Source organism: Streptomyces sp. WAC05374 (assembly GCF_004353505.1).
GTDB lineage: Bacteria > Actinomycetota > Actinomycetes > Streptomycetales > Streptomycetaceae > Streptomyces.
The window spans coordinates 59,458-82,911 of the sequence record NZ_SMNQ01000008.1 but is presented as its reverse complement, the minus strand read 5'-3'; the positions used below and the strand labels follow the sequence as shown (position 1 = coordinate 82,911).

Annotated in this window: 12 protein-coding genes; all 12 read right to left on the bottom strand. The window is 72.9% G+C overall.

The features are described 5' to 3' along the window. Window positions 1-21 precede the first annotated feature (21 nt). Window positions 22-849, bottom strand: coding sequence for an ABC transporter permease (locus E2B92_RS17575; RefSeq protein WP_126883981.1), 828 nt, complete (start codon window positions 847-849; stop codon window positions 22-24). Continuing rightward, window positions 846-12,386, bottom strand: coding sequence for a non-ribosomal peptide synthetase (locus E2B92_RS17570; RefSeq protein ID WP_126883982.1), 11,541 nt, complete (start codon window positions 12,384-12,386; stop codon window positions 846-848). Before E2B92_RS17570 ends, E2B92_RS17575 begins: the two co-directional genes overlap by 4 nt. A gap of 87 nt (window positions 12,387-12,473) precedes the next feature. Then, on the bottom strand, window positions 12,474-13,184 hold the full coding sequence (locus tag E2B92_RS17565; RefSeq protein ID WP_126883983.1) for a 2-hydroxychromene-2-carboxylate isomerase: 711 nt from the start codon (window positions 13,182-13,184) through the stop codon (window positions 12,474-12,476). Window positions 13,185-13,218: 34 nt separating this feature from the next. Continuing rightward, window positions 13,219-13,965, bottom strand: a complete 747-nt coding sequence (gene fabG, locus E2B92_RS17560) for a 3-oxoacyl-[acyl-carrier-protein] reductase (RefSeq protein WP_126883984.1) — start codon at window positions 13,963-13,965, stop codon at window positions 13,219-13,221. A 119-nt stretch (window positions 13,966-14,084) separates the two neighbouring features. Next, window positions 14,085-15,170 (bottom strand): beta-ketoacyl synthase N-terminal-like domain-containing protein, encoded by a 1,086-nt coding sequence (locus E2B92_RS17555; RefSeq protein ID WP_126883985.1) that lies wholly within the window; start codon window positions 15,168-15,170, stop codon window positions 14,085-14,087. Further along, window positions 15,170-16,405, bottom strand: a complete 1,236-nt coding sequence (locus E2B92_RS17550; RefSeq protein WP_185923529.1) for a beta-ketoacyl-[acyl-carrier-protein] synthase family protein — start codon at window positions 16,403-16,405, stop codon at window positions 15,170-15,172. Before E2B92_RS17550 ends, E2B92_RS17555 begins: the two co-directional genes overlap by 1 nt. 29 nt (window positions 16,406-16,434) lie before the next feature. Continuing rightward, window positions 16,435-16,710 carry an acyl carrier protein gene (locus E2B92_RS17545; protein ID WP_126884013.1) on the bottom strand — a complete coding sequence of 92 codons (276 nt, stop codon included), beginning with the start codon at window positions 16,708-16,710 and terminating at the stop codon, window positions 16,435-16,437. Between the two features lie 55 nt (window positions 16,711-16,765). Then, window positions 16,766-17,776 carry a LysR family transcriptional regulator gene (locus tag E2B92_RS17540; RefSeq protein ID WP_235023877.1) on the bottom strand — a complete coding sequence of 337 codons (1,011 nt, stop codon included), beginning with the start codon at window positions 17,774-17,776 and terminating at the stop codon, window positions 16,766-16,768. A gap of 149 nt (window positions 17,777-17,925) precedes the next feature. Continuing rightward, entirely contained in the window at window positions 17,926-18,720 is a 795-nt protein-coding gene (locus tag E2B92_RS17535) for an AfsR/SARP family transcriptional regulator (protein ID WP_235023864.1), read from the bottom strand. Window positions 18,721-18,891: 171 nt separating this feature from the next. After that, window positions 18,892-21,126 (bottom strand): MMPL family transporter, encoded by a 2,235-nt coding sequence (locus E2B92_RS17530; protein WP_235023863.1) that lies wholly within the window; start codon window positions 21,124-21,126, stop codon window positions 18,892-18,894. A 208-nt stretch (window positions 21,127-21,334) separates the two neighbouring features. Then, on the bottom strand, window positions 21,335-22,312 hold the full coding sequence (gene sbnA / locus E2B92_RS17525; RefSeq protein WP_126883986.1) for a 2,3-diaminopropionate biosynthesis protein SbnA: 978 nt from the start codon (window positions 22,310-22,312) through the stop codon (window positions 21,335-21,337). 15 nt (window positions 22,313-22,327) lie between these two features. After that, on the bottom strand, window positions 22,328-23,389 hold the full coding sequence (gene sbnB / locus E2B92_RS17520; protein WP_126883987.1) for a 2,3-diaminopropionate biosynthesis protein SbnB: 1,062 nt from the start codon (window positions 23,387-23,389) through the stop codon (window positions 22,328-22,330). Window positions 23,390-23,454: the final 65 nt, after the last annotated feature.

Below are 23,454 nucleotides of genomic sequence, written 5' to 3'. Positions count from 1 at the left end.
GTTTTCCTCCAGGCGGCGGGTTCAGGAGCCCGCGGTGCGGTAGCGGCGAAGGCTCACGGCGGAGCAGACGGCGAACAGCACGCCGAGCGTCACGGCGGCCACGGCCACCGGGTGCTCGGCGGGGAAGCTGCCCCCCGAGGTCGCCGGGTTGCCCCACAGGTCGCGGCAGGCCGCGATCACGGCGCTGACCGGGTTCCACTCCGCGACGGGGCGGATCGCCGCGGGCATGGACTGCGGGGCGAGGAAGGCGTTGGACAGGAACGGCAGGACCACGACGATGAACGGGGTGACGACGCTGATGGTCTCCACGTTGCGCAGGGTCATCGCCAGCAGGACGCCGAGCCACAGCATCACGTACACGAAGAGCGCGATGAGCCCGAACGCGGCGAGCGTCGGCAGGACCCCGGTGCGCGTCCGCCAGCCGAGCAGCAGCCCGGCGCCGGTGACGACGGCCAGTCCGAGGAGCCCCACCAGCAGGTCCGCGAGGGTGTGCCCGAAGAGCACCGCGGACCGGCTGATGGGCAGGGACCGGAACCGGTCGACCAGTCCGCCCTTGAAGTCCATGGCGACCGAGATCGCGGTCGGCCCGACGCAGGCGAGGGCGACCTGGACGGCACCGCCGGCGAAGACGTACTCGCCGTACTCCCCGCCCGCCGGGAGCCTGATGGCGTCCCGGAAGAGGTAGCCGAGCATCACCATCGACACCAGCGGGCTGAGCGCCACGCCGACCACGCGTCCCGGTGCCCGGCCCAGGTGGTGCAGCCGGCGGCCGGTGACGGCCAGGACCTCGGTGAGCAGGGCGCCCAGGGCGCCGGGGCGGCCGGTTCCTTCGTACGTCGCTGTCGTCATGACCGCTCACGTCCGTCCCGCTCCTGGTGGAACCGGTCCAGCTCGGCGGCGACGACGGGGCCGAGCTCGGCGAGCGGGCCGGGGTTGAGGATGTCGTCGTGGGTGCAGTCGAGGCGGTGGACGCGCAGGTCGCCGGTGAAGTACGGCTTCCAGAGCCGGTCCTTGTCGGGGCCCTTCTCCACCTGGCCGGTGCCGGCCTCGCCCCACTCCGACCGCTCGGCGAGGAAGAGCCGCATCGTGCCGTCGAAGTCGCGGGGCCGGTAGCGGGTGTTGAGCGACTGGTGGTGGATCATCAGGTCCACCATGCGGGTCATGCGCTGCTCCCCCATGCGTGCCATCGGGCTGTCGTCGCGATGCAGCGCGTCGAGGACGTCCCCGGGGACGAGGTCGCGCTCGCCGAACTCGGACCGGTGGTGCCCGATGCCCTCCAGCAGCCAGGCGAGCAGGCTCTGTTCGTCCCGCTCGTCGCTGACGCCGGTGCGCGGGTAGGAGTCCAGGTTGGCGACCAGGCCGACCTCGTCCCCGGCCAGCCGGAGCTGGACGGCGATCTCGTAGGCGAGCAGGCCGCCGAGGGACCAGCCGAGCAGGTGGTACGGGCCCTCGGGCCGCACCTCCTTGATCGTCCGGATGTAGTCGGCCGCGATCTCCTCGATGCTGCCGGGCAGCGGCGCGCCGGCGACGACGCAGGGCGCCTGGAGGCCGTACAGCGGGTACTCCTCGCCGAGGTGGCGGGTGAGCGGCAGGTACGACAGGGCGAATCCGACGCCGCTGTGCAGGCAGAAGACGGGCGGGCGGCTGCCGGTCGGCCTGATGCACAGCACCGGGGCGAACGGGTCGGCGTGCTCGAGGCTGTCGGTCGCGTCGATGGCGTCCGCCATGATGCGGGTGCTCTGGCGGGCAGTGGGCGCCGGTACCGGCGCCGGATCGGGGGCGGGGGCCGGGGGCTTGGCGGTGAGGGTGGCCGCGAGGGCGCGGACCGTCTGGTGGACGAAGACGTCCGCGATGCTCACCTCCAGCCCCGCCTTGCGCGCCAGACTCACCAGCCGCAGCGACTTCATGCTGTCCATGCTCGCCCCCGGCGCCTCGAAGAAGTTCTCCTCGGCACCGAACGCCTCCACACCCAGCACGTCCGCCACGATCCCGCACAGCACCTCCTCCGCCGGGCTCAGCCGCTCCGCCGTGAGGGTGGCCGCGAGGGCACGGACCGTCTGGTGGACGAAGACGTCCGCGATGCTCACCTCCAGCCCCGCCTTGCGCGCCAGACTCACCAGCCGCAGCGACTTCATGCTGTCCATGCTCGCCCCCGGCGCCTCGAAGAAGTTCTCCTCGGCACCGAACGCCTCCACACCCAGCACGTCCGCCACGATCCCGCACAGCACCTCCTCCGCCGGGCTGAGGGGCTCGCCGCCCGTCCCGGCGGCCGTGTCGTCCAGGGGCGCCGGAGCGGCGGACGCGCCGGGGTCCAGCAGGTTGCCCTCCTGGTCCCACTTGACGCGCACCCCGGTCCGGTGGAGCCGTGAGCCCGCCGGGCCGAACGGGTCGGCCACGAACCGCTCGGCGGTGGCGCCGGGCCGGCCCGCGCAGCCGCGGGCGAGCACGGGCCCGCCGACGTACAACTCACCCGTCACACCGGGCGGTACGGGGCTGAGCCACTCGTCCAGGACGTACACCCGGGTGTTCCAGGCGCCCCGGACGGGCGTGACCGGCTGCGGCGTCGCCCAGTCCAGCGGCAGCGGCTCGTCGGCCGGTACGCCGGTGCCGGCGAGCAGCGGGCCGAACAGGCCGGTCGTGGCCGCGGCCCGGCCGGTCTCCAGCGCCCAGGTGAGGTGGGCGGCGGCCGCCCGGTGCTCGACGACGGTGCCGCGCGGGCGGCCCGCCGTGTCCTCGGTGCGGATCAGGTAGGCGGCGTGCTCGGGCCGCAGCGGACTCGTACGGTCGGCGTCGGTGACCGGCTCGGACGAGCCCGCGCGCACCTCCGGTCCGTCGAGGACCACGGTGGTCACGCCGGTGCTGCGGAGCCGGCCCGCGAGGCCCGCCGTGGTCAGGACGCACACCGGGCGGGTGTCGGCGAACAGGGCCTTGACCCGGCCGGCCGGCTCGTCCGCCGCCAGCGGCACATGAGCCGCGCCCGCCTTGAGCACCGCCAGCACGGCGACCGCACGGTCGGCGGGGCGTGGCACCGCGACGGCGACGACCTGCTCGGGGCCGGCGCCCGTCGCGATCAGATGGCGGGCCAGCCGGTGGGAGCGGGCGTCGAGGTCGGCGTACGTCAGGGCGTGGGCGCCCGTCCCGACGGCGGGCGCGTCCGGGGTGCGGGCGGCCCGCTCGGCGAACAGGTCGGGCAGCGTCGCCGGCGGCAGCTCCCGCGCGATGTCGTTCCAGGTGTGCAGCACCCGCTCCCGCTCCTCGCCGGTCAGCAGCTCCAGGCCGCTGAGCCGGACACCGGGGTCGGCCGCCACCGTGCGCAGCACCTGCTGGAACTGCGCGACCATCCGCTCGGCGGTGGCCCGGGTGAACAGGTCGGTGCTGTAGTTGAACAGGCCGCGCATGCCGCCCTCGCCGGGCCACGGCAGCAGCTCCATGACCAGGTCGAGCTTGGCCCGGTCGGAGCCGACGTACTCGGGCTTCACCGTCAGGCCGGGCAGGGTCAGCGGCTGGTCGCCGTGGCTCTGCACGCTCAGCACCACCTGGAACAGCGGGTGCCTGGAGAGCGAGCGGGCCGGCTTGAGCGCGTCGACGACCTGGTCGAACGGCACGTCCTGGTGGGAGTAGGCCGCGAGGTCGGTCTCCCGGAGCCGGTCGAGCAGCTCGCGGAAGGTGGGGTCGCCGCTGGTGTCGCCGCGCAGCACCAGGGAGTTGATGAACATGCCGACGAGGTCGTTGAGCGCTTCGTCGGTGCGTCCGGCGACCGAGACGCCCAGCGGGATGTCGGTGCCGGCGCCCAGCCGGGTCAGCAGCGCCGACAGGGCGGCCTGGAAGACGATGAACTCGGTCGTGCCGGTCTGCCGGGCGATGTCGGTCAGCGCGCCGTGCAGTTCGGGCTCCAGGTCGAACATCACCACGTCACCGGAGGACCCGGCCACCTCGGGGCGCGGGAAGTCGGTGGGCAGGGCGAGCTCCTCCGGCAGGCCGGCCAGGGCGTCCCGCCAGAAGGCGAGCTGACCCGACACGACGCTGTCCGGGTCGTCCTCGGAGCCGAGCAGCTCGCGCTGCCAGACCGCGAAGTCGGCGTACTGCACCGGCAGCGGCGCCCACTGCGGGGCGCGCCCGGCGCAGCGGGCCCGGTAGGCGGTGGACACGTCGGTGAGCAGCGGCACGATCGACCAGCCGTCGAAGGCGATGTGGTGGAAGACCAGCAGCAGCACGCACTCGTCCGGTCCGGTGGACAGCAGGCGTACGCGCAGCGGCGGTTCGGCGGTGAGGTCGAAGCCCTGGTCGGCCTCGGCGGCCAGCGCCGCTGCCAGGCCCTCCTCGGTGACCGTGCGGGCCTTGAGCACCGGTCCGCCGGTGCGCGCGTCGAGCACCCGCAGCGACGGCACGCCGTCGGTGTCGGGGATGACGGTGCGCAGGACCTCGTGCCGCTCGGCCACGTCGGTCAGGGCGGCCTGGAGGGCGGCGGCGTCCAGCCGGCCCGTCAGGCGGAAGGCCATCGGGGTGTTGTACGTGCCGTCGGCGTGCTCCTGGCGGCGGTTGAGGAACCACTGCCGCTGCTGGGTGAACGACAGCGGGCGTACGGCGTCCTTGGGCGCGGGCCGCAGCGGCGGCCGGGCGTGGGCGGCGGCCTCGACGACGGCGGCGAGGGCGCTGACGGTCCGGGCCTCGAACAGGGCGCGGATCGGCAGCTCGACGCCCAGCGCCGTGCGGGCGCGGCTGATCAGCCGGGTGGCCAGCAGCGAGTGGCCGCCGATCTCGAAGAAGTCGTCGTCGATGGAGACGTGCGGTACGGAGAGGATGTCGCCGAACAGGCCGCAGAGGATCTCCTCCACGGGCGTGCGCGGGACACGGCCCCGGGCGGCTCCGGCGAGGTCGGGCGCGGGCAGCGCCTTGCGGTCGAGCTTGCCCTGCGGGGTGAGCGGCATGGCTTCGAGGGCGACGACCGCCGAGGGCACCATGTAGTCGGGCAGCACCTGGGCGAGCCGTTCGCGCAGGGTGCCGCTGAGTGAGGCGTCCGAGAGGGCGGCGGGGTCGGCGGCCACGACGTAGGCCACCAGGCGGCGGTCGCCCGCCTCGTCCTCGCGGACGACCACGGTGGCCTGGTCGATGCCGGTCTGGGCCAGCAGGGCCGAGGTGATCTCGCCGAGCTCGATGCGGAAGCCGCGGAGCTGGACCTGGTCGTCGGCGCGGCCGACGTAGTCGAGTTCGCCGTGCGGGAGCCAGCGCACCAGGTCGCCGGTGCGGTACATGCGCTGCCCGGCGGGGCCGAAGGGGTCGGCCACGAAGCGCTGGGCGGTCAGCTCGGGGCGGGCCAGGTAGCCGCGGGCGAGGCCGCCACCGACGTACAGCTCGCCGACGACCCCGACGGGCGCGGGCCGCAGGTGCCGGTCCAGGACGTAGACGCGGTGGGCGGTGGTCGGGCGGCCGATGGGCGGGCGCCCGGTGCCGCTGAGGGGGCCGCTGACGGTGGAGCTGACGACGGCCTCGGTGGGGCCGTAGCCGTTGTAGAGGCGGACGTGGCCGGCCCAGCGTTCGACGATCTCGGCGGGGACGGCCTCGCCGGCCACGGCGAGCCGCAGGTCGGCGGGGAGGGTGCTGCCCTCGGGCAGGCCGCCGACGACGACCGGCGGCAGTCCGGCGAGGTTGACGCGGGCCCGGTTGATCAGGTCGACCAGCGGAGCGCCGGGGGTGCGGCACTCCTCGTCGGCGATCACCAGGGTGCCGCCGGTCAGCAGCGCGAGCATGAACTCCCAGACGGAGGCGTCGAAGCTGAAGGACGCGAACTGGAGGACCCGGGTGCCGGTGTCGAGCCCGAAGCGCTCGACGAGGCTCGCGACCATGGCGAGCAGCCCGGTGTGGGCCACGACGACGCCCTTGGGCCGGCCGGTGGAGCCGGAGGTGTAGATGATGTACGCCGGGTGCTCGGGCCGCGGCGGGCTCACCCGGTCGGTGTCGGCGAGGTCCGTGCCGGGCAGGGCTGCGAGCCGCTGTGCCGTTCCGGGCTCGTCGAGGACCAGGGTGTCGACGCCGAGGGCGCCCGTGCGTCCGGCGGTCGCCGTGTCGGTGAGCAGGGCCACCGGGCGGGCGTCGTCGAGCATGTAGGCGATGCGGTCCACGGGGTAGGCGGAGTCGACGGGCAGGTAGGCGGCGCCCGCCTTGAGCACCGCGAGGGCGGCCACGACCATCTCGGGGGTGCGGGGCAGCATCACGGCGACGACCTGCTCGGGGCCGACGCCCCGGTCGGCGAGGAGCCGGGCGAGGCGGTTGGCGCGGGCGTTGAGCTCCTCGTACGCGACCTGGTCGGCGCCGAGGACGACGGCCTCCTTGTGCGGTGCCGCGGCGGCGCGGGTCTCGAAGACGTCGGTGGCCCGCGTGGTGGCGGGGGCGGCCGTGGCGGCCGCGCCGGACCAGTCGTCGAGCAGCAGGCGGCGCTCGTCGGCGCCGAGGGCGTCGAGGGTGCCGAGCGTGGTGCGGGGCGCGTCGGCGAGGGCCTGGAGGACGCGGGTGAAGCGGCGCAGGATCGCGTCCACCTCGTCGGGGCCGAAGATGTCGGGCCGGTACTGGGCCTCCAGGCGCATCGGCTCACCGGCCCGCGCGCCGGGGAACACCCCGAGGGCGAGGGGGTATTCGGCGATGACCCGGGCCTCCCAGGCGCGCATGCCGAGCCCCGGGATGCGCTCGCCGATGCGGTCGAGCACGCCGGAGGGGTAGTTGTGGAAGCTGACGACCGTGTCGAACAGCTCGCCGATCCCGGCGCCCTGCTGGACGTCGGCGAGGCCGAGGTGCTGGTGCCGCTCCAGGCGGAGCTGACGGTCCTGGAGGTCGGCCAGCATCGCCTCGAGCGTCAGCGACGGGTCGAGCTTCACGCGCACCGGGAGGGTGTGCATGAAGGCGCCGACCATCTGCTCGACGTCGGGGAGTTCCTCGGGGCGCCCGGAGGCCACCGCGCCGAACGTGACGTCCTGGCGGCCGGTGAGCCGTCCGAGGGCGACGGCCCAGCAGCCCTGGGCGACGGTGTTCATGGTCAGGCCGTGGGCGTGGGCCCAGGCGGTCACGGCGTCGGTCAGCGCCTTGGGCAGTTCGGTGGCGAGGGTCTCGGGCAGGACGGAGACGCGGCCGCGGTCGGCGGGGCCGAGCCGGGTCGGCTCGTCGATGCCGGCCAGCTCCTTCTGCCACGCCTCCCGCGCGGCCTCCTTGTCCTGGGCGGCGGACCACTCCAGGTAGGCCCGTACGGGGGCGACGGGCGGCAGCGCGGAGGGGTCGGCGCCGTTGGACCAGAGCGTCACCAGCTCCTCGGCGAGGACGGCGGACAGCGACCAGCCGTCGACCAGGATGTGGTGCGCCGTCCACACGACGCGGTGGCGGTCCTCGCCCAGTCGGTACACGGAGAAGCGGGTCAGCGGGGCGCGGGTGACGTCGAATCGGTGCAGCCACTCCTCGTCGGTGCGCCGCTTCACCTCGGCGTCGACGTCCGCCGCCGGGACGCCGGTCAGGTCGGTCTCGGTCCAGGGCAGTTCGACGGTGGCCGGGACGAGCTGGACCGGGTCGCCGTTGTCCCGTTCGCGGAACGCGGCCCGCAGGCCCGGGTTGCGGTCGAGGAGGGCGGCGACGGCGGCGCGCAGCGCGGACCGGTCGAGCGGACCGTCGACGTCCATGACGACCTGGAGGGTGTAGGCGTCCATGCCGTGCCGGTCGAACTGGGCCTGGAAGAGCAGGCCGCGCTGGAGCGGGGAGAGCGGCAGGATGTCCTGGAGCCCGTCGGTGTCGTTCTCGTACGCCTCGATCTCCGCCTGTGTGACGGTGACCAGGGGGAACTCGGAGGGCGTGCGGCCGCCGGCGCCGGGCCGGCCGGCGTGGTCGGCCAGGGCGCCGAGGGCGCGGAAGAAGTCGTCGGCGATGCGCCGGACGTCGTCCTCGGCGAGGAGGCCGTCCGCCCAGGTCCATTCGGCGACGAGCACGGGCCCCTCGGGGCGGTCCTCGGTCATCGAGACGACTTCCAGGGCGTGCCGCAGCGGGGTGTCGGGCGCGGCGGTGAGGCCGGAGGCGCCGGCCCGCATGGCCCAGTCGCCGCCTGTGTCCGTGCTGAAGCGGCCCAGGTAGTTGAAGCCGACGCGGGGGGTGGCGCGGCGGGCCAGGGCGCCGGCCGTCTGGGGGTTGAGGTGGCGCAGCAGGCCGTGGCCGAAGCCGTGGTCGGGCAGGGCGCGCAGGGTCTCCTTGACGCGCTTGAGCGCGGTGCCGCAGGCGTCGCCGCCGTCCCGCACGGACGCCCGGTCGAGTTCGCCGACGTCGAGGCCCACGGGGAAGACGCTGGTGAACCAGCCGACGGTGCGGGACAGGTCGGTGTCGTCGCCGAGGTGTTCGCGGCCGTGGCCCTCCAGCTCGACCAGGGCGCGGGTGGCGGTGCGGCCGGTGCGGCGGCGTTCGTGGTCGGTGAGGGCGAGGGCGAGGCCGGTGAGCAGGACCTCGTTGACCTCGGCGTGGAAGGTGGCGGGTACGCGGGTGAGGACGGCTTCCGTCCGGTCGGCGGGCAGCTCGATCCGCAGCCGGCCGGCGGTCCCGTGGACGTCGCGGGCCGGGTCGAGGGGGCGGTCGCCGAGTTCGGCGGCACCGCCCTCGTACTGGGCGTTCCACAGCGGGAGTTCGGCGACGCGGGCGGCGGTGCGCGCGTGGTCGGTGAGGGTGCGGGCCCAGCGCCGGTAGGAGGTGGGGACCGGGTCGAGGCGGATGTCGCGGCCCGCGGTGACGGCGTGCCAGGCGGTTTCGAGGTCGCCGAGCAGGATGCGCCAGGACACCCCGTCGACGGCCAGGTGGTGGATGACCAGCAGCAGCCGGCGGGGCGCGGCGGGCCCGGGGTCGAGGAGCACGGCCCGTACGAGCCGGGCGTCCTCGGGGCTCAGGGCGGCGCGGGCGGCCTCGATCTGTTCGGCGAGGACCGTGTCCGGGTCGGTGCCGGCCGGCACGGGGACGGTGGTGAGCACGTCGGAGGCGGCGACGGCGCCCGGCGGGAGGGCCTCCAGGTTCCACAGGCCCGGGACGGGCGCGGTGAGCCGCATCCGCAGCGCGTCGTGCCGGTCGAGGAGGGCGCCGATGACGGCCTCCAGGCGGGCGGTGTCGGCGCCGTCGGGCACGGAGACGGTCACGTACTGGGCGTACTGGCGGGTGGCGGCGGGGAGGTGGGAGGCCTCCTCGCGGAACTGGTCGATGACGGGGGTCAGCGGGATCTCGCCGACGCCGTCCTCGATGACCGCCTCCGCCCGCTGCCCGGTCAGGTGGGCGACGGCGGCGATGGCGGCGGGGGTGCGGTGCTGGAAGACGTCCCGGGAGGTGACGGCCAGGCCGGCCTTGCGGGCGCGGCTGACGACCTGGATGGCGCTGATGCTGTCGCCGCCGAGGGCGAAGAAGCTGTCGTCGACGCCGATCCGGGGCAGCCCGAGGACCTCGGCGAGCACCTCGCACAGGATGCGCTCGGCGTCGGTGCGCGGCGCGCCGCCGGTGTGGACGGTGGTGAAGTCGGGGGCGGGCAGGGCCTTGCGGTCGACCTTGCCGTGCGGGGTCAGGGGCAGTTCGGGCAGGGCGAGCAGCAGGGACGGCACCATCTGGTCGGGCAGCACCTCGGCGAGCCGCTCGCGGACGGCGGCGGTGTCGGCGTCGGTGACCACGTAGCCGACCAGCCGCTGGTGGCCGGCCGGGTCGGTGACGGCGGCGGCGACGGCGTCACCGACAGAGGGCAGGGCGCGCAGGGCGGCCTCGACCTCGCCCAGCTCGATGCGCTGGCCCCGGATCTTGACCTGGTGGTCGCGGCGCCCGGTGAAGAGCAGTTGCCCGTCGGCGAGCAGCACCACCTGGTCGCCGGTGCGGTACATGCGGGTGCCGTCGGCGGCGAACGGGTCGGGTACGAAGGTGGTGGCGGTGCGGCCGGGGTCGCCGAGGTAGCCGCGGCCGACGCCCGTGCCGGCGATGAACAGCTCGCCGGGGACGCCCTGCGGGACGGGCCGCAGGTCGTCGCCGAGGACGTAAAGGCGGGTGTTGCGCAGCGGGCGGCCGATGGGCATGGAGGCGTCGTCGGCGCGGATGTCGGCGGCGGTGCGGGCGTAGGCGTGGGTGACGTCGTCGGAGCACTCGGTGGGTCCGTAGACGTTGGCCAGCGCGATGTGCGGGTGGCGGGCGAACCAGCGGGCGCACAGGCCGGCGGGGAGGGCCTCGCCGTTGGAGATCATCCAGCGCAGGGCGGGCAGTTGGGGCGCCTGCCCGGTGGTGTCCCAGGCGTCCAGGGTGGCGCGCAGCAGGGACGGCACGACCTCCAGGACGGTGAGGCGCTCGGCCGCGATGACGCCGAACAGGGCGTCGGGGTCGGCGGCGTCGTCGCGGGAGACGGCACGGACGCGGCCGCCGACGAGGAGGGTCGTCAGGGTCTGCCAGACGGTGACGTCGAAGGTGACGGGCGCGTTGTGGACGAGGGCGTCGGTGTGGTCCAGGCCCAGTTCCTCGACCTTGGCGAGCAGGTGGTTGATCATGCCGCCGCGCTGCACCATGGCGCCCTTGGGCTTGCCGGTGGAGCCCGAGGTGTAGATGACGTACGCCAGGTCCAGGGGGCCTCCGGCGACGGGGGCGAGGTCGTCGGCGGGGTCCTGGGCGCCGTCCAGGAGCAGGACGGGCAGGTCACCGGCCGCCCGGCGGGCGAGGGCGTGGTGGGTGGAGTCGGCCAGCACGCAGGTGGCGCCGCTGTCGGTGAGCAGGCCGGTGAGGCGGGCCAGCGGGGCGCGCGGGTCGAGGGGCAGGAAGGCGCGGCCGGAGCCGAGCACGCCCAGTTCGGCGGTGACGAAGTCGCGCCCCGGTTCGGTGAGCAGGGCCACCGGTCCGGTGCCGTCCGCGAGGCGCCGGGACAGGGCGCTTGCCCGGCCGGCGAGTTCGGCGTATGTCAGGGTGCCGCCGTCGTCGGTGACGGCCGGTGCGCCGGGGCGGGTGGTGGCGTGGTCCCGTACGCGCTCGACGACGCCTCGGTAGGGCTCGGCGCGTACGGGACCGGTCAGGGCGGCGTCCAGCAGGTCGGATTCGCCGGGGGCGAGCAGGTCGAGGGTGTCGAGCGGCGCGTCGGCGGCCGCGGTGACGAACCGGTCCAGGAAGTCGGTGAAGCGCCGCAGGTGGGCGCGGACCTCGTCCTGCTCGTAGCGGGACTCGTTGCCGCTGAGGTCGACGCCGATGCCGTCGGCTCCCTTGTCGGCGACGGTGAACTCCAGGTCGTCGACGAGGCCGGTGGAGGGGCTGTAGAGGGTGGCGTCGCAGGGGCCGATGGCCAGCTTCTCGATCTGCGGCATCATGTTGATGAACGGCCCGAACGGCCGCCGGTCGTCGCTGGCCAGGCCCATGGCGCGGCGGATGCGGCTGACGCGGTGGCGCTGGTGCTTGAGCGCCTGCGAGAACGCGGTGTACGTGGCGGCCAGCAGGTCGCCGCGGGTCATGCCGGGCGTCACGGGCAGCCGCAGCGGCACGTAGTTGACGACCATGCCGGGTATGCCCTGCATGGTGCCGCCGACCCGGGCGGTGACGGGCAGGGAGAGGATGACGTCGTCGGTGCCGGCCATCCGCCGGGTGTACGCGCCGAGGGCGGCGACCAGCACGGTCTGCCAGGTGACCCGCGCGTCCCAGGCGACGGCGCGGAGCCGTTCGGCGGTGCCCTCCGGCAGGACGGTCTCCTCGCGCCGGAAGCCCTGCGCGGGCTCGGCGTCGCGGGTGGCGAGGCTGACGGGCTCGGGGCGGTCGGCGAACCGCTCCTCCCAGTAGGCGCGGTCGCGCTCGGCGCGCGGGGAGTCCCCGTAGGCGGCCTCGGCATCGATCAGGGTGCTCAGCGGCGGGAAGCGGCCCTCGTCGAGGGAGGTCCCGGCGAGCATCGCCTCGTAGATGGCGGACAGCCGCTGCCAGTAGATGACGTAGCTGAACCCGTCGGAGACAAGGTGGTGGTTGAGCAGGCAGAAGAAGGTGCGGTCCTCGGCGAGGGTGAATACGCTGAGGCGGAACAGCGGTACGTACGGCTCGGCCGTCGGCACGAGCGGGACGCGCAGGTCGGCGCGGATCGCCGCACGGGCCGCCCCGGCCGGGTCGTCGGCGCCGCTGACGTCGGTGACGGTCAGCGGCAGCTCGGTGAGCTCCTCGACGAACTGGCGGGGCTCGCCGTCGACGTCGGTGAAGCGGGCGCGCAGGCACTCGGACTCCGCCACGAGCCGTTCCAGCGCGGCGCGGAACACCCGCTGGTCGAGCGGCCCGCGGATGTCCCAGTAGATGGCGGTGTTGTAGGTGGCGCCGCCGCCGGACAGCTTCTCGTCGAACCAGATGTCCTTCTGCCCGGCGGTGAGCGGCAGGCCGGCCGTGTGGCGTTGAGTCGTCATACCAATCCCCTAGCGAAGGTCATCGAGTTCACACCGTCGATCGTCGACGAGCGCGCTGACAGCGGGCTGATTCAGGGCTGACGCCCGTCAGCCGCAGCCGCCCGCGTGCCCGTCGTCGGCCGACCGGCCGAGGCCGACCGCGCCGACGAGCGGCTCGGGTACGGAGGTGGCGGGCAGGGCCTGGGAGCGGAGGTGCTCGACGAAGGCGTCGAACCGGTCGAGTCCCCAGAAGCGGGTGAAGCCGTGCACGAAGAACGGAACGCCGAAGACGCCGTCCCGGCACACGTCGAGCAGGGCGCGCACGCCCTCGGCGCGCAGTTCCGGGTCGTCGCTCGCGCCGGCGAGCCGCTCCGGGTCGAGGCCGAGCCGGTCGCCGATGAGGGCGACGGTGGCGCGGTCGCAGATGTCGCGGCCCTCGCCGAACCGGGCCCGGTAGCAGGCGGCGATGTAGTCCTGGCCGCGTCCCTCGCGGGCGGCGACGAGGTAGCCGAGGTGGGGCACCTCCCACACCGGTTTCCGGTCGACGGGCCAGGTCACGGTGATGCCCCGGGCCTTGGTGAGGCGGCCGACGTCCTGGAGGACGTACCGGTTCTTCTCCCGGGACATCTCGGAGTACGGGAAGGTGCCGCCCTGCTCGGTGAGGAGGCGTGCGCTCTCGGGGTCCGGCTCGAAGAACGGCACCCACTGGAGCCGGTCGACCAGCTCCGGGTGCCGGGCGGTCAGTTCCCGGTGGGCGAGCCAGGAGTAGGGGCTGCGCAGCGAGAAGTAGAAGCGCGGCGTCTTGTTCTTCTTGGGCATGGGGGTGTCCCGCCTTCCGGTGTGGGTGGGGGCTTCAGACGACGAGGCCGCCGTCGACGCCGAAGACCTGGCCGGTGATGTAGGTGGCGCGGTCGGAGGCGAGGAAGGCGACCAGGTCGGCGACCTCCTCGGGCCGGCCGAACCGGCCGAGCGGGATGCGTTCGGTCATCTTCGCCACGTGGTCGTCGGCGAGGCCGGAGAGCATGTCGGTCTCGATGAATCCGGGGGCGACGGCGTTGGCACGGATGCCGTAGCGGCCGGACTCCTTGGCGAGCGCCTTGGTGAAGCCGATGATCCCGGCCTTGGTGGCCGAGTAGTTGGTCTGGGTGGCGTTGCCGTACACGCCGGCCACCGACGACAGGGTGATCACCGATCCGGTGCGGCGCTTCATCATGGCGAACACGGCGGCCTTGCAGACGTTGTACGTGCCGTCGAGGTTGACCCGCAGCACCGCGTCCCAGTCCTCCTCGGCAAGCATGACCAGCGGGTTGTCGCGCACGATGCCGGCGCACGAGACGACGGTGCCCAGCGGCCCCAGCGCCTTCTCGCTGTCGCGGACGAAGCCGCGTACGGCGTCGTGACGGGCCACGTCGACCTGCGCGGTGTGCACCCGTGCCCCGGCCGCGCCGGCCTCCTCGGCCACGGCGTCGGCGGCTTCCTTGTTCGACTGGTAGCAGAACGCCACGTCGTACCCGTCCCGGGCGAGCCGGGTCACCACGTGGCGGCCGATTCCCCGGGAGCCTCCGGTCACCAGGGCGACGGGGCGGTCGTTCGCTGACATGCTGATGTCTCCTTGACTGTGACGGTGCCTTCCGCGCGCGGGCAGGCAGCCGCCCCGGCGCACCCGGGGCGGCTGCCCCGGGCGGCCGGGGCCGTGGGGGGTGGCGGTGGTGGGGCCGGTCAGGCGCCGGACAGCAGGGCGCAGCCCACGGTGCCGTCGCGTTCGATGCCGGTGACCAGGGCCGCTTCGCCGGGCGCGAGGCCGGACGGGCCGGCGGCGGCGAGGACGGCGGCCAGTTGCAGGCTGGTGGAGGCGGCCGAGGTGTCGCCGAGCAGAGGGCGGCAGCGGATCCAGCGGACGTCCGTCGCGCCGAGCGCGTCGGTGACCCCGGCCTCCTCCAGGGCGGCCAGCTCACCGCCGGCGCCGAGCGGGGCCACCAGGCGGACGTCCTCGGCGGCCACGCCGGTGGTCTCGAGGGCGTCGCGCACACAGGCGGCGAGTGCGGCCCGCGCCTCGCCCTGCTCCCCGTACGCCCGGAAGCGGGTCGTGCGGATCCTGGCCAGCGGTGCCCGCTCGGCGGCCGCCGCGTCCTCGGGCGTCTCCAGCAGGAACACCGCGCTGCCCTCGCCGAGCGGTGCGGACCGCTCCTCGGCGGTGCGGCCGTGCCACTCCAGCCAGGCCCGCTGGGTGGAGTACTCCTCGGCGGCGCCGCACAGCACCCGGGCGCAGTGCCCGCCGCGGTGCAGCCGCACCGCGTAGCTGAGGGCGAGCAGGCCGGTGAGCCAGCCGCCCGCGACCGTGGTGTTGGGGCCCTTGATGCCGTGCCAGATGGCGCTCTGCCCGGCGGCGCGGTTCATCACGGTGTTCGGGAAGCGGGCCGGGTCGACGTGGTACGGGCGCTCGCCGGCCAGGGAGTCGCGGGTGAAGTCCATGATGCTCTGGACGCTGCCGGAGCCGGTGCCCAGGACGAGGGCGGTCTGCTCGGGCCGCTGGACCGGTTCGGCGTCGCAGGACGCCAGCAGCCGGCCGACCGCGGTCACCGCGATGGCCGTCACCCGGTCCATCGTCCGGGTGCCCTTGCGGCCGACGTACTCGGCGGCGGTGAAGTCCGGGACGAGACCGCCCCGGTCGAAGGGGCCGGGGAACGCGGTGCGGTCCAGCGTCGCGACGGCGCTGCGCCCGGCGTTGACGCCCTCGGTGAAGGGCCCGCTGCCGACGCCGTACGGGGAGACCGCCGACCAGGCGGTGAGGACCAGTGGGGACATCACTCCGCCTCCCGGTAGCGGCCGAGGATCAGCACGGCGTTGTTGCCCGCGAAGGCGAGCGCGTTGTTCTGCACGACGTTCAGTTCGGCGGGCCGCGCCTCGTTGGGCACGCAGTCCAGGCCGCACTCGGGGTCGGTCTCCCGGTGGTTGATGGTGGGCGGGATGAAGCCCTCGGTGAGGGCCAGCGCACAGGCGGCCGAGGCGAGGGCGCTGGCCGCGCCCATGGAGTGGCCGATCATCGACTTGATGGAGATGGTGGGCGGGGGCGTGGCGAAGACCTGCCGGATGGCCCCGGCCTCCGTCACGTCGTTGGCCCGGGTGCCGGTGCCGTGCGCGGAGATGAAGTCGATGTCCTCGGGCTTGACCCCCGCGTTGCGGTGCGCGACCTCCATGCACCGGGCCAGGCTGCCCTGGTCGGGGGCGACGGGGTGGTGGGCGTCGCAGTTGAGCCCGTACCCCAGGACCTCGGCGTAGACCCGGGCGCCGCGCGCCCGCGCCGACTCGAGGCTCTCCATCAGCAGGATGCCGGCGCCCTCGCCGGTCAGGATGCCCTTGCGGTCCTTGTCGAACGGCTGGCACACCTCGGGTGCGATGGTGCCGAGCCGGTAGAACCCGGCGAACGTCTTGCGGCACACCGCGTCGGCGCCGCCGCACAGGGCGACCTCCACCTCGCCGCCGCGGATGGCGTCGAAGCCGCTGCCGATGGCGTAGTTGCCGGCCGCGCAGGCCGTGGGCAGGGTGAGGGCCTCCACGTCGGTGAGGCCCAGTTCCCGCACGATGCCGGTGGACAGCCGGCCCGCCTGCGCCCGGCGCACCACGCCGGGCGGCAGTTGCTCGGGGCCGTCCTTGAGCTGGACGTCCACGAGGGCGTCGAGGTCGCGGGACTCCGCGTCGGTGGTACCGACGGAGACCAGCGCCCGGCGCGCCCTGAGTTCCTCCAGGGTCAGGCCCGCGTCCGCCACCGCCATGTGGGCCGCGGCGACGGAGAACTGTGTGGCCCGCCCGAGCTCGTCGGGGTCGACCCGCCGGATCCACTCGGCCGGGTCGAAGTCGTCGACCTCGCACCCGTTGGCGTGCGCGAAACCCGTCGTGTCGAAGGCGGTGATCGGCTTGACCCCGCTGCGTCCGGACCGCAGTCCGTCCAGGAAGGCCGTGACGCCGAGCCCGATGCTGCTGACCGTGCCGAGCCCGGTGATCACCACTCGGCGCGGCGGCCGCTGGTCGTTGTCGTACACCTTGCGCTCCCGTCGTCCGGTGCCGATGGCTAGTGGGAGGCCGCCTTGGCCGCCACGGCTTCGTCGACGACGGTGACGACGCCCTCGAGGTTGACCATCCGGGCCAGTTCGGCCTGGTCGATGTCGATCCCGAAGGCGCGCTCGAGCTGCGAGAGGATCTCGATGGCGCCCATCGAGTCCGCCTCGTGGTCCTCCTTGAAGCGGCTGGTGTCGGTCATCTCCTCCGCGTCGATCTCGAGGATGTCGCAGATAATTTCCTTGATCGTGGCACGGCCGTCGGCGTCCACGCGGTTCGCTGTCGTCATGCCGACGATGCTGGCGAACCACCCTGACAGCGGGCTGATGGCCGGCTGACAGCGCTCAGACGGTCCTGAGGTAGCGCAGCAACTCGGGGAAGTCGGCCGGGTGTTCCTTCATCCAGTCCCAGTAGCGGGGGATCGTCCGGGCGTACGCGCAGTAGTAGCCGCGCACGGTCTCCACGAGCCGGGCCAGGGTGGCGCGGGCGACGGAGCCGCTGCGCCAGACCATGACCATCTCGGTGCTCTCCGTCCCGGAGATGGGCACCAGGGAGACGTCGCTGGTAGCGCCGGTGGGGGTGGTGAGGGCGGCCGCGTTGGCGTCGCGCACCCAGCTCATGGCCTCGTGGTGGCCGTCCACGTAGTGCAGCACCTCGGGTTCGGTGCGCGGGAACCGGGTGAAGAGCTGCTTCTCGATGGGGTGGAACCAGTGGTCGCGGGCGTAGCGGACCCAGTTGAGGGAGGCGAGGTGGCGGGTCTCCACGGCCGGCCCGTCGGACAGCGGATGGCCCCGGGGCACGGCGAGCCAGACCGGTTCGCGCACGATGACGGCGGTGTCGAGGGCCAGTTCGGTGGTGTCGTCCGGTTCGACGAGGGACATGCAGGGCACCAGCGCGGCGCTGAGCCAGCCGCGGCGCACCGCGTCCACGGCGGCGGCGGGGCTGAGCGTCTCGGTCTGCACCTCCGTGGAGGGCAGGGAGGACTGGAGGGCGCTGTGCAGGGACGGTGGCGTCCACTCGGAATTTCCGAAACGGAAGACTTTCGAGGCGTGGGCGGCCGCCTCGACAATCACCATGTCGGCGCGCTGGACGAGTTCGGTGAGCATGGGGATGAGCCGTTCGCCCAGCGAGGTGGGAACGACACCGGCGGAGGACCGTACGAACAGTCTGCCGCCCACGGCATTTTCAATCCGTCTCAACTGTGCGGTCAGGCTGGATTGCGGGACGCTCAGCTCGGTCGCCGCCTTCGAAATGCTTCCGACCCGCTCTATGACGGTCACTATTCTGGCATGCCGTAACTCTATGTTCACATTACCCCCGTGCACCCGAATGCTCAACGTGCGATACCCCGGCATGAAAATGCCGAGGTGATTCACACGCTAACAGGACGCCCAGAGCGCGTCCACCGCACTTTTCTCCACGGGGACTTCACAAGGTTTGCCCCGAATGAATGCGGTGTGAACACGGATCGGACGGGGACGGACCCCGGGGGCCCGGAGGGCCGCTATGCGCGGCCGGCGTGGAGCAGCACCTGGCGCGGCTCGCCCAGGACGTCGTCCTGGGTGAGGATCGCCTGGTAGGCACGGTGCAGCCCGCGCCCCGGCTCCAGGCCGAGATCGTCGGCGAGGCGGCGGCGCGCGCCGTGGAAGACCTCGAGGGCCTCCGCTTGCCGGCCGTCGCGGTAGAGCGCGAGCATCAGCAGCTCACTGAGCCGCTCACGACCCGAGTGCTCAATGGCAAGTTGGCGCAATTCGGCCAGCGGAACGCGTTCCGCGTCGACCCGCAGCCGGGCCGCCGTGAGGTCCTCGTACGCGGTGATCCGGCGCTCCTCCAGGTGGGCCGCCTGGACCCGGCAGCGCAGGCCGTCACAGGTGTCCAGGAGGGCCGGGCCGCGCCACAGGGCGAGTGCCGATTCGAGCCGCACAACGGCTTCGGCCGGGTCGCGGTGGACGAGTGCGGCGCCCGTATCGGCCAACTCGACAAACCTGTGTGCGTCCACGACATGGGCCGGGACATCGAGGACGTAACCACTGCCCACCGTTCGGACGAGCGCGTCGCCGTCCCGGCCCGTGACCATCTTCAGGAATTTGCGCAGTCGTCCGACGTTGGCCTGGAGTGCGTTGCGCGCGTTGGTCATCGACCGGTCCGCCCACAACTCGTCCACGATCTGGTCGAAGAGGACCGGCGAACCGGGCGAGAGAGCCAGCAGCGTCAATACGACACTTGCCCGCTTCGACGCCATGGTGTACTGCTCGCGTCCTTGTGTCAGGTAAAGCGATCCCAGCAGGTTGATCTCCACGTCCTGAAACCCCCATAGCTATCGGCAGCCGCTGGAAATTCTGCCCAGGATCACTCGACCGGAGGAAATACCATCTCGGCGGTGTTCGCGTACCGAAATGGTATGGGGCGAACGGGAACAGGCGCCGAACCGGCGGGGGACCCGGTCCGACGCCCGTCTGTGGCCCGGCGGCTAGCGGAGGTGAGCCGCCGGGGCGGTGGTGGTGGCCGCGTGGCCCTCACCGGTTCCCGGTACGGCGGCGCGCCGGGCGCGCCGCATCTTCGTGGAGGGCCACCAACTGGCGTCCCCCAGCAGGATCAGGGCCGAGGGCAGGATCATGACGCGGATGATGAAGGCGTCCAGGAGGACGGCGACCGCGAGGCTGAAGCCGATCTGCTTCATCTCGGCCAGGTGCAGGAACATGAAGCTGGCGAAGACGGTGACCATCACGATGGCCGCGCTGGTGACGACCTTGGCCGACTTCTCGATGCCGTCGAGGACCGCCTGCCGCGTGGGCACCCCGTTCAGCGCCGCCTCCTTGATGCGGCTGACGACGAAGACCTGGTAGTCCATCGACAGGCCGAAGAGGATCACGAAGAGGAAGAGGGGCACCCGCGAGCCGATGGCGTTGGTGGCGCTCTCGTCGAACCCGAAGACGGTGGAGGCCAGGCCCCACTGGAAGAAGACGACCACCAGGCCGAAGGCCGCGCCGACGGACAGCAGGTTGAGCAGGACGCCCACCAGGCCGATGACCATCGAGCCGAAGACCAGCACGGTCATCAGGAAGGTCAGCAGCAGCAGGAACCCGACGACGATCGGCAGCTTGTCGTTCTGGTGCTTGAGGTAGTCGACGTCGACCGCGACCGGCCCGTCGACGCCGTACTCGGCGCCCTCCACCGTGCCGAGCGTGGCCGGCAGGTAGTCCTGGCGCAGGTGTTCCAGGGAGCCGGTCGCCTCGGGCGAGCTGAGCCGGTGCGGCACGGCGAGGGTCATCACGCTGACCCGTCCGTCCTTCGACGTCTCCACGGCCGGGGGGTTCTTGGAGAACATCGGGTCGCCCTTGGCGCGCTGGGCGAGCGCGTCGAGTGCCGTGGCGACCTCGGCCTTCCGGTCGTCCTCGGCGCGTACGACGACCCAGTGCTCGGAACGGCGGTCCGGGAAGGCGTCGTTGAGCTTGTCGTAGGTCTGCATCTCGGGGATGGCGCGGGAGTGCGTGTCCTTGTTCAGTACGCGCAGCTCCATGCCGAACGCCGGCAGCGCCAGGCCGACCATGACCAGTGTGGACACGATCAGCGTGGCCACCGGGTGCTTGCGCGCCGGGTTCAGCAGGGCGGTGAACACCCGGCCGGTGCGCTCGGGGTGCCGCTGGCGGAGCTGCTTGCCGCGTGCCGCGGCGCGGGCGGCGCGGCGGTCGGTGCGCCGGCCGATCTTGACGAGCAGGCCGGGCAGGACGGTCACCGAGCTGACCATGGCGACGAAGACCACGAGGATGGTGGCGGTGGCCAGCGAGGAGAAGATGATGTCGGTGGCCAGGAACAGGGTGGCGCTGGAGATGATCACCGCGAGGCCGGAGACGATGATGGCGCGTCCGGCGGTCGCGGCGGCGATGCCGACGAGCGCCTCGGGGCTGAGCGTGCCCGCCGCCTTGTCGCGTTCCTCGCGCTCGCGCTTGAGGTAGAAGAGCGTGTAGTCGACGCCGACCGCCATGCCGATGAGCAGAATGACGTTCATGCCGACGCCCGCGTCGGGGATCAGGTGGGAGACCACCATGGACAGGCCGACCGCGGCGGCGATCGAGGAGAGCGCCAGCAGCAGCGGGACGCCGACCATCACGAGCGAGCCGAACACGATCAGCAGGGTGACCAGGGTGACCGGGAAGGTGATCATCTCGGTCTGGGCGAGGTCGTCGCTGCGCTGCTTGTTCAGGCCCTTGCTGACCGAGGCGTCACCGGTCTCCTCGACGACGAGGTCGGGGTTGGCCTTCTGCACCGCGGCCGTCTGCTCCTGGAGCGGGTCGACGTGCTTCATCGCCTCGCGCTTGACGCCCTTCATGGTCACTTCGACCATGAGCATCCGGCCGTTCCCGGAGAGCACCGGCTCCTCGACCTCGAGGACCTCGGGCAGCCCCTTCATCCGGCCGGTCAGGTCCTGGGCCGCCTCGCGGGCCTTCGCCTCGTCCAGCGCGCCGGACCGGGCGCTGAACATGATCTGCTCGGTCGGCTTGCGCTCCAGGCCCGCCGCGGTGGCGATGGCCTCGGCCCGGCCGGACTCGCCCACCTGGTAGTCCTTGGCGACCGCGCTGTTGGTACCCACCGCGATGCCCACGGCCAGGCACAGGGCCACGAACGCGAACCATGTGGCGATCGCACGCCCCGGGTTCAAGGCGCTCCAGCTCGCCACCCTCACGGTGATCGGCTGCTTCTTCACTGTCCCAGCTCCTTCAGGGTCGTCATGACCGCCCAACGGGTGTAAGTCGACGATGACAGGTGATGGTGAGATGCGTCAACCGTAAGCCCGCACGGTGGCCGGATCGGTTCCGGTTGGCGCGGTCCCGACGCCTCCGGACGCGGGCACAACGACACGGCTCCCGTCACCTGGGGGCGACGGGAGCCGTACTGACCTGCGGCGACGGTCGTCAGCGGGACCGGAGCGCGTCCCGGTCCAGCGCGTGCGAGCCGTAGATGTCACTGACCCAGTTGGTCTGGTACACCGAGTCCAGGTACCGCTCCCCCAGGTCCGGCGAGATCGCCACCGCCGTCGCCCGCCCGTCCGGCCGGTGCTCCGCGAGCCACCCCGAGGCCCCCGCGATGACCGTCCCGGTGGAGCCGCCGAACAGGAAGCCGGCCGTCGCCAGCCGGTGGGCGACCCGGATCGCCTCCACCTCCGGGACGTGCACCACGTCGTCCACGAACGACTCGTCGAGCAGTTGCGGCCGTACGCCCGCGCCCAGCCCCGGGATCATCCGCAGCCCGGGCGGGCCGCCGAAGGTGACCGAGCCGACCGAGTCGACGGCCACCACCGTCACCGGACGGCCGGACTCCTTGAAGTAGCGCGCGCAGCCCATGAGCGTGCCCGTGGTGCCCGCGCCGACGAACAGCACGTCGAGGTCGGGGAAGTGGGTGGCGATCGAGGGGGCGGTGGTGCGGTAGTGGGCCAGCCAGTTGTACGGGTTGGCGTGCTGGTTCAGCCACAGGTGGCGGTCGTCGGACGCGCAGAGCTGGCGTACGTGGTCGAGCCGGGCGCCCAGGAAGCCGGTCTCCGGATGGGGCTCGGTGATGATGTGCACCTGGGCGCCCATCGCCTCCATCAGCCGCCGGGTGACCAGATTGCAGCGGGTGTCCGTGACGCACAGGAAGCGGTAACCCTTGTCGGCCGCGATCATGCTGAGGGCGACACCGAGGTTCCCCGACGAGGACTCCACGATGACCGAGTCGCCGGTGAGCGCCCCTCTGCTCTCGGCGTCGGCGATCATCGACGCCGCGGCCTTCAGCTTGATGGAGCCGGCGAAGTTGAAGCCCTCGCACTTCAGGTAGAGCGCTGTGTCGAGGGCCGGCCGGAGGTCCACATAGAGATCGTCCACATGGAAGTCCTCCGGCGCGGAGATCACGGGCACTGGGACCACCCCGTCTCAGGTACGGCCGCCGGCCTCGCCGGCGCGCCCGTAGCGGTCGATCTCGTGGAAGAAGCCGTCGACGACGTGAAGGTCCCCGCCGGCGCGCACCATGTCGTACACGTGCTTGCCGACGGCGAGGTCGAGGACGCCGAGCCCGAACGGGGAGAAGACCACGGGCCGGTCGGCGGGCATCGTCAGCCGCCCGGTCAGCACGTCGTACAGCGTCCCGTCGATGAAGTCCCGCCCGCCGGTGAGCTTCTCGGTCAGGTGCGGGGAGGTGTCGGCCTTCAGGCAGTGCTCGACGTCGTCGACCACGTTCGCCGAGGCGAGCAGCACCTCGGGAGCCAGGTCGCGCAGCGAGACGTTGAGGACGAGCGGATTGTGCGTGAACCAGTCCGGGTCGGTGACGTGCGGGGCCGGGGCGACGGTCGCGAACACCACCAGGTCGCTGCCGCGCACCAGGTCCTCGGCGCGCTCGTGCACGGTGATCCGGCCCCGCACCCCGCTCTCCCCGAGGTACGAGCGGAAGCCGGCGGCGTGCTCGGCGGACAGGTCGTGGACGCCCACCTCGTCGAAGTCCCAGCCGGTCCGGGCCAGATAGGTGTGGATGTGCCGGGCGATGAGCCCGGTCCCCACGAAGCCCACCCGGGCCGGCCGGGTGCGGCCGCGGGAGAGCCGGTCGGCCGCCAGCGCCGCCGAGGCGGCGGTGCGGGCCGCGCTGATGATGGAGCTCTCCAGACAGGCGAACGGGTAGCCCGTGTCGTAGTCGTTGAGCACCAGCACCGCCGAGGCGCGGGGGATGCCGCGGCCCACGTTCTGCGGGAAGCTCGATATCCACTTCAGCCCCTCGACCCGCGTACCGCCGCCGATCGACGCGGGCAGGGCGATGATGCGTGCGGAGGGGCGGTCGGGGAAGCGCAGGAAGTACGAGGGCGGGTTGACCGTGTCGCCCTCGCCGTGCACCCGGTACGCCGCCTCCACCAGGTCGACGGTGCCCTTCTCGTTGCCGGACAGCACACGGTCCACCTGGGCGCCGGGAATCACGGCGAACGGCGGGACATGGACTTGCTGTGTCATGCACAACTCCATTGCAGTATGCGGGCGACCCGTTGCCACCCCGGTGCGGTACGCCACTGGGCCGA

Excerpts from the sequence above, each read along its gene's own strand:
- E2B92_RS17555 (WP_126883985.1), bottom strand. The coding sequence starts at position 15,170 with ATGTCCCCACTGGTCCTCACCGCCTGGTCGGCGGTCTCCCCGTACGGC.
- E2B92_RS17565 (WP_126883983.1), bottom strand. The coding sequence starts at position 13,184 with ATGCCCAAGAAGAACAAGACGCCGCGCTTCTACTTCTCGCTGCGCAGC.
- E2B92_RS17540 (WP_235023877.1), bottom strand. The coding sequence starts at position 17,776 with ATGCCGGGGTATCGCACGTTGAGCATTCGGGTGCACGGGGGTAATGTG.
- E2B92_RS17575 (WP_126883981.1), bottom strand. The coding sequence starts at position 849 with ATGACGACAGCGACGTACGAAGGAACCGGCCGCCCCGGCGCCCTGGGC.
- E2B92_RS17545 (WP_126884013.1), bottom strand. The coding sequence starts at position 16,710 with ATGACGACAGCGAACCGCGTGGACGCCGACGGCCGTGCCACGATCAAG.
- sbnB (WP_126883987.1), bottom strand. The coding sequence starts at position 23,389 with ATGACACAGCAAGTCCATGTCCCGCCGTTCGCCGTGATTCCCGGCGCC.
- E2B92_RS17570 (WP_126883982.1), bottom strand. The coding sequence starts at position 12,386 with ATGACGACTCAACGCCACACGGCCGGCCTGCCGCTCACCGCCGGGCAG.
- fabG (WP_126883984.1), bottom strand. The coding sequence starts at position 13,965 with ATGTCAGCGAACGACCGCCCCGTCGCCCTGGTGACCGGAGGCTCCCGG.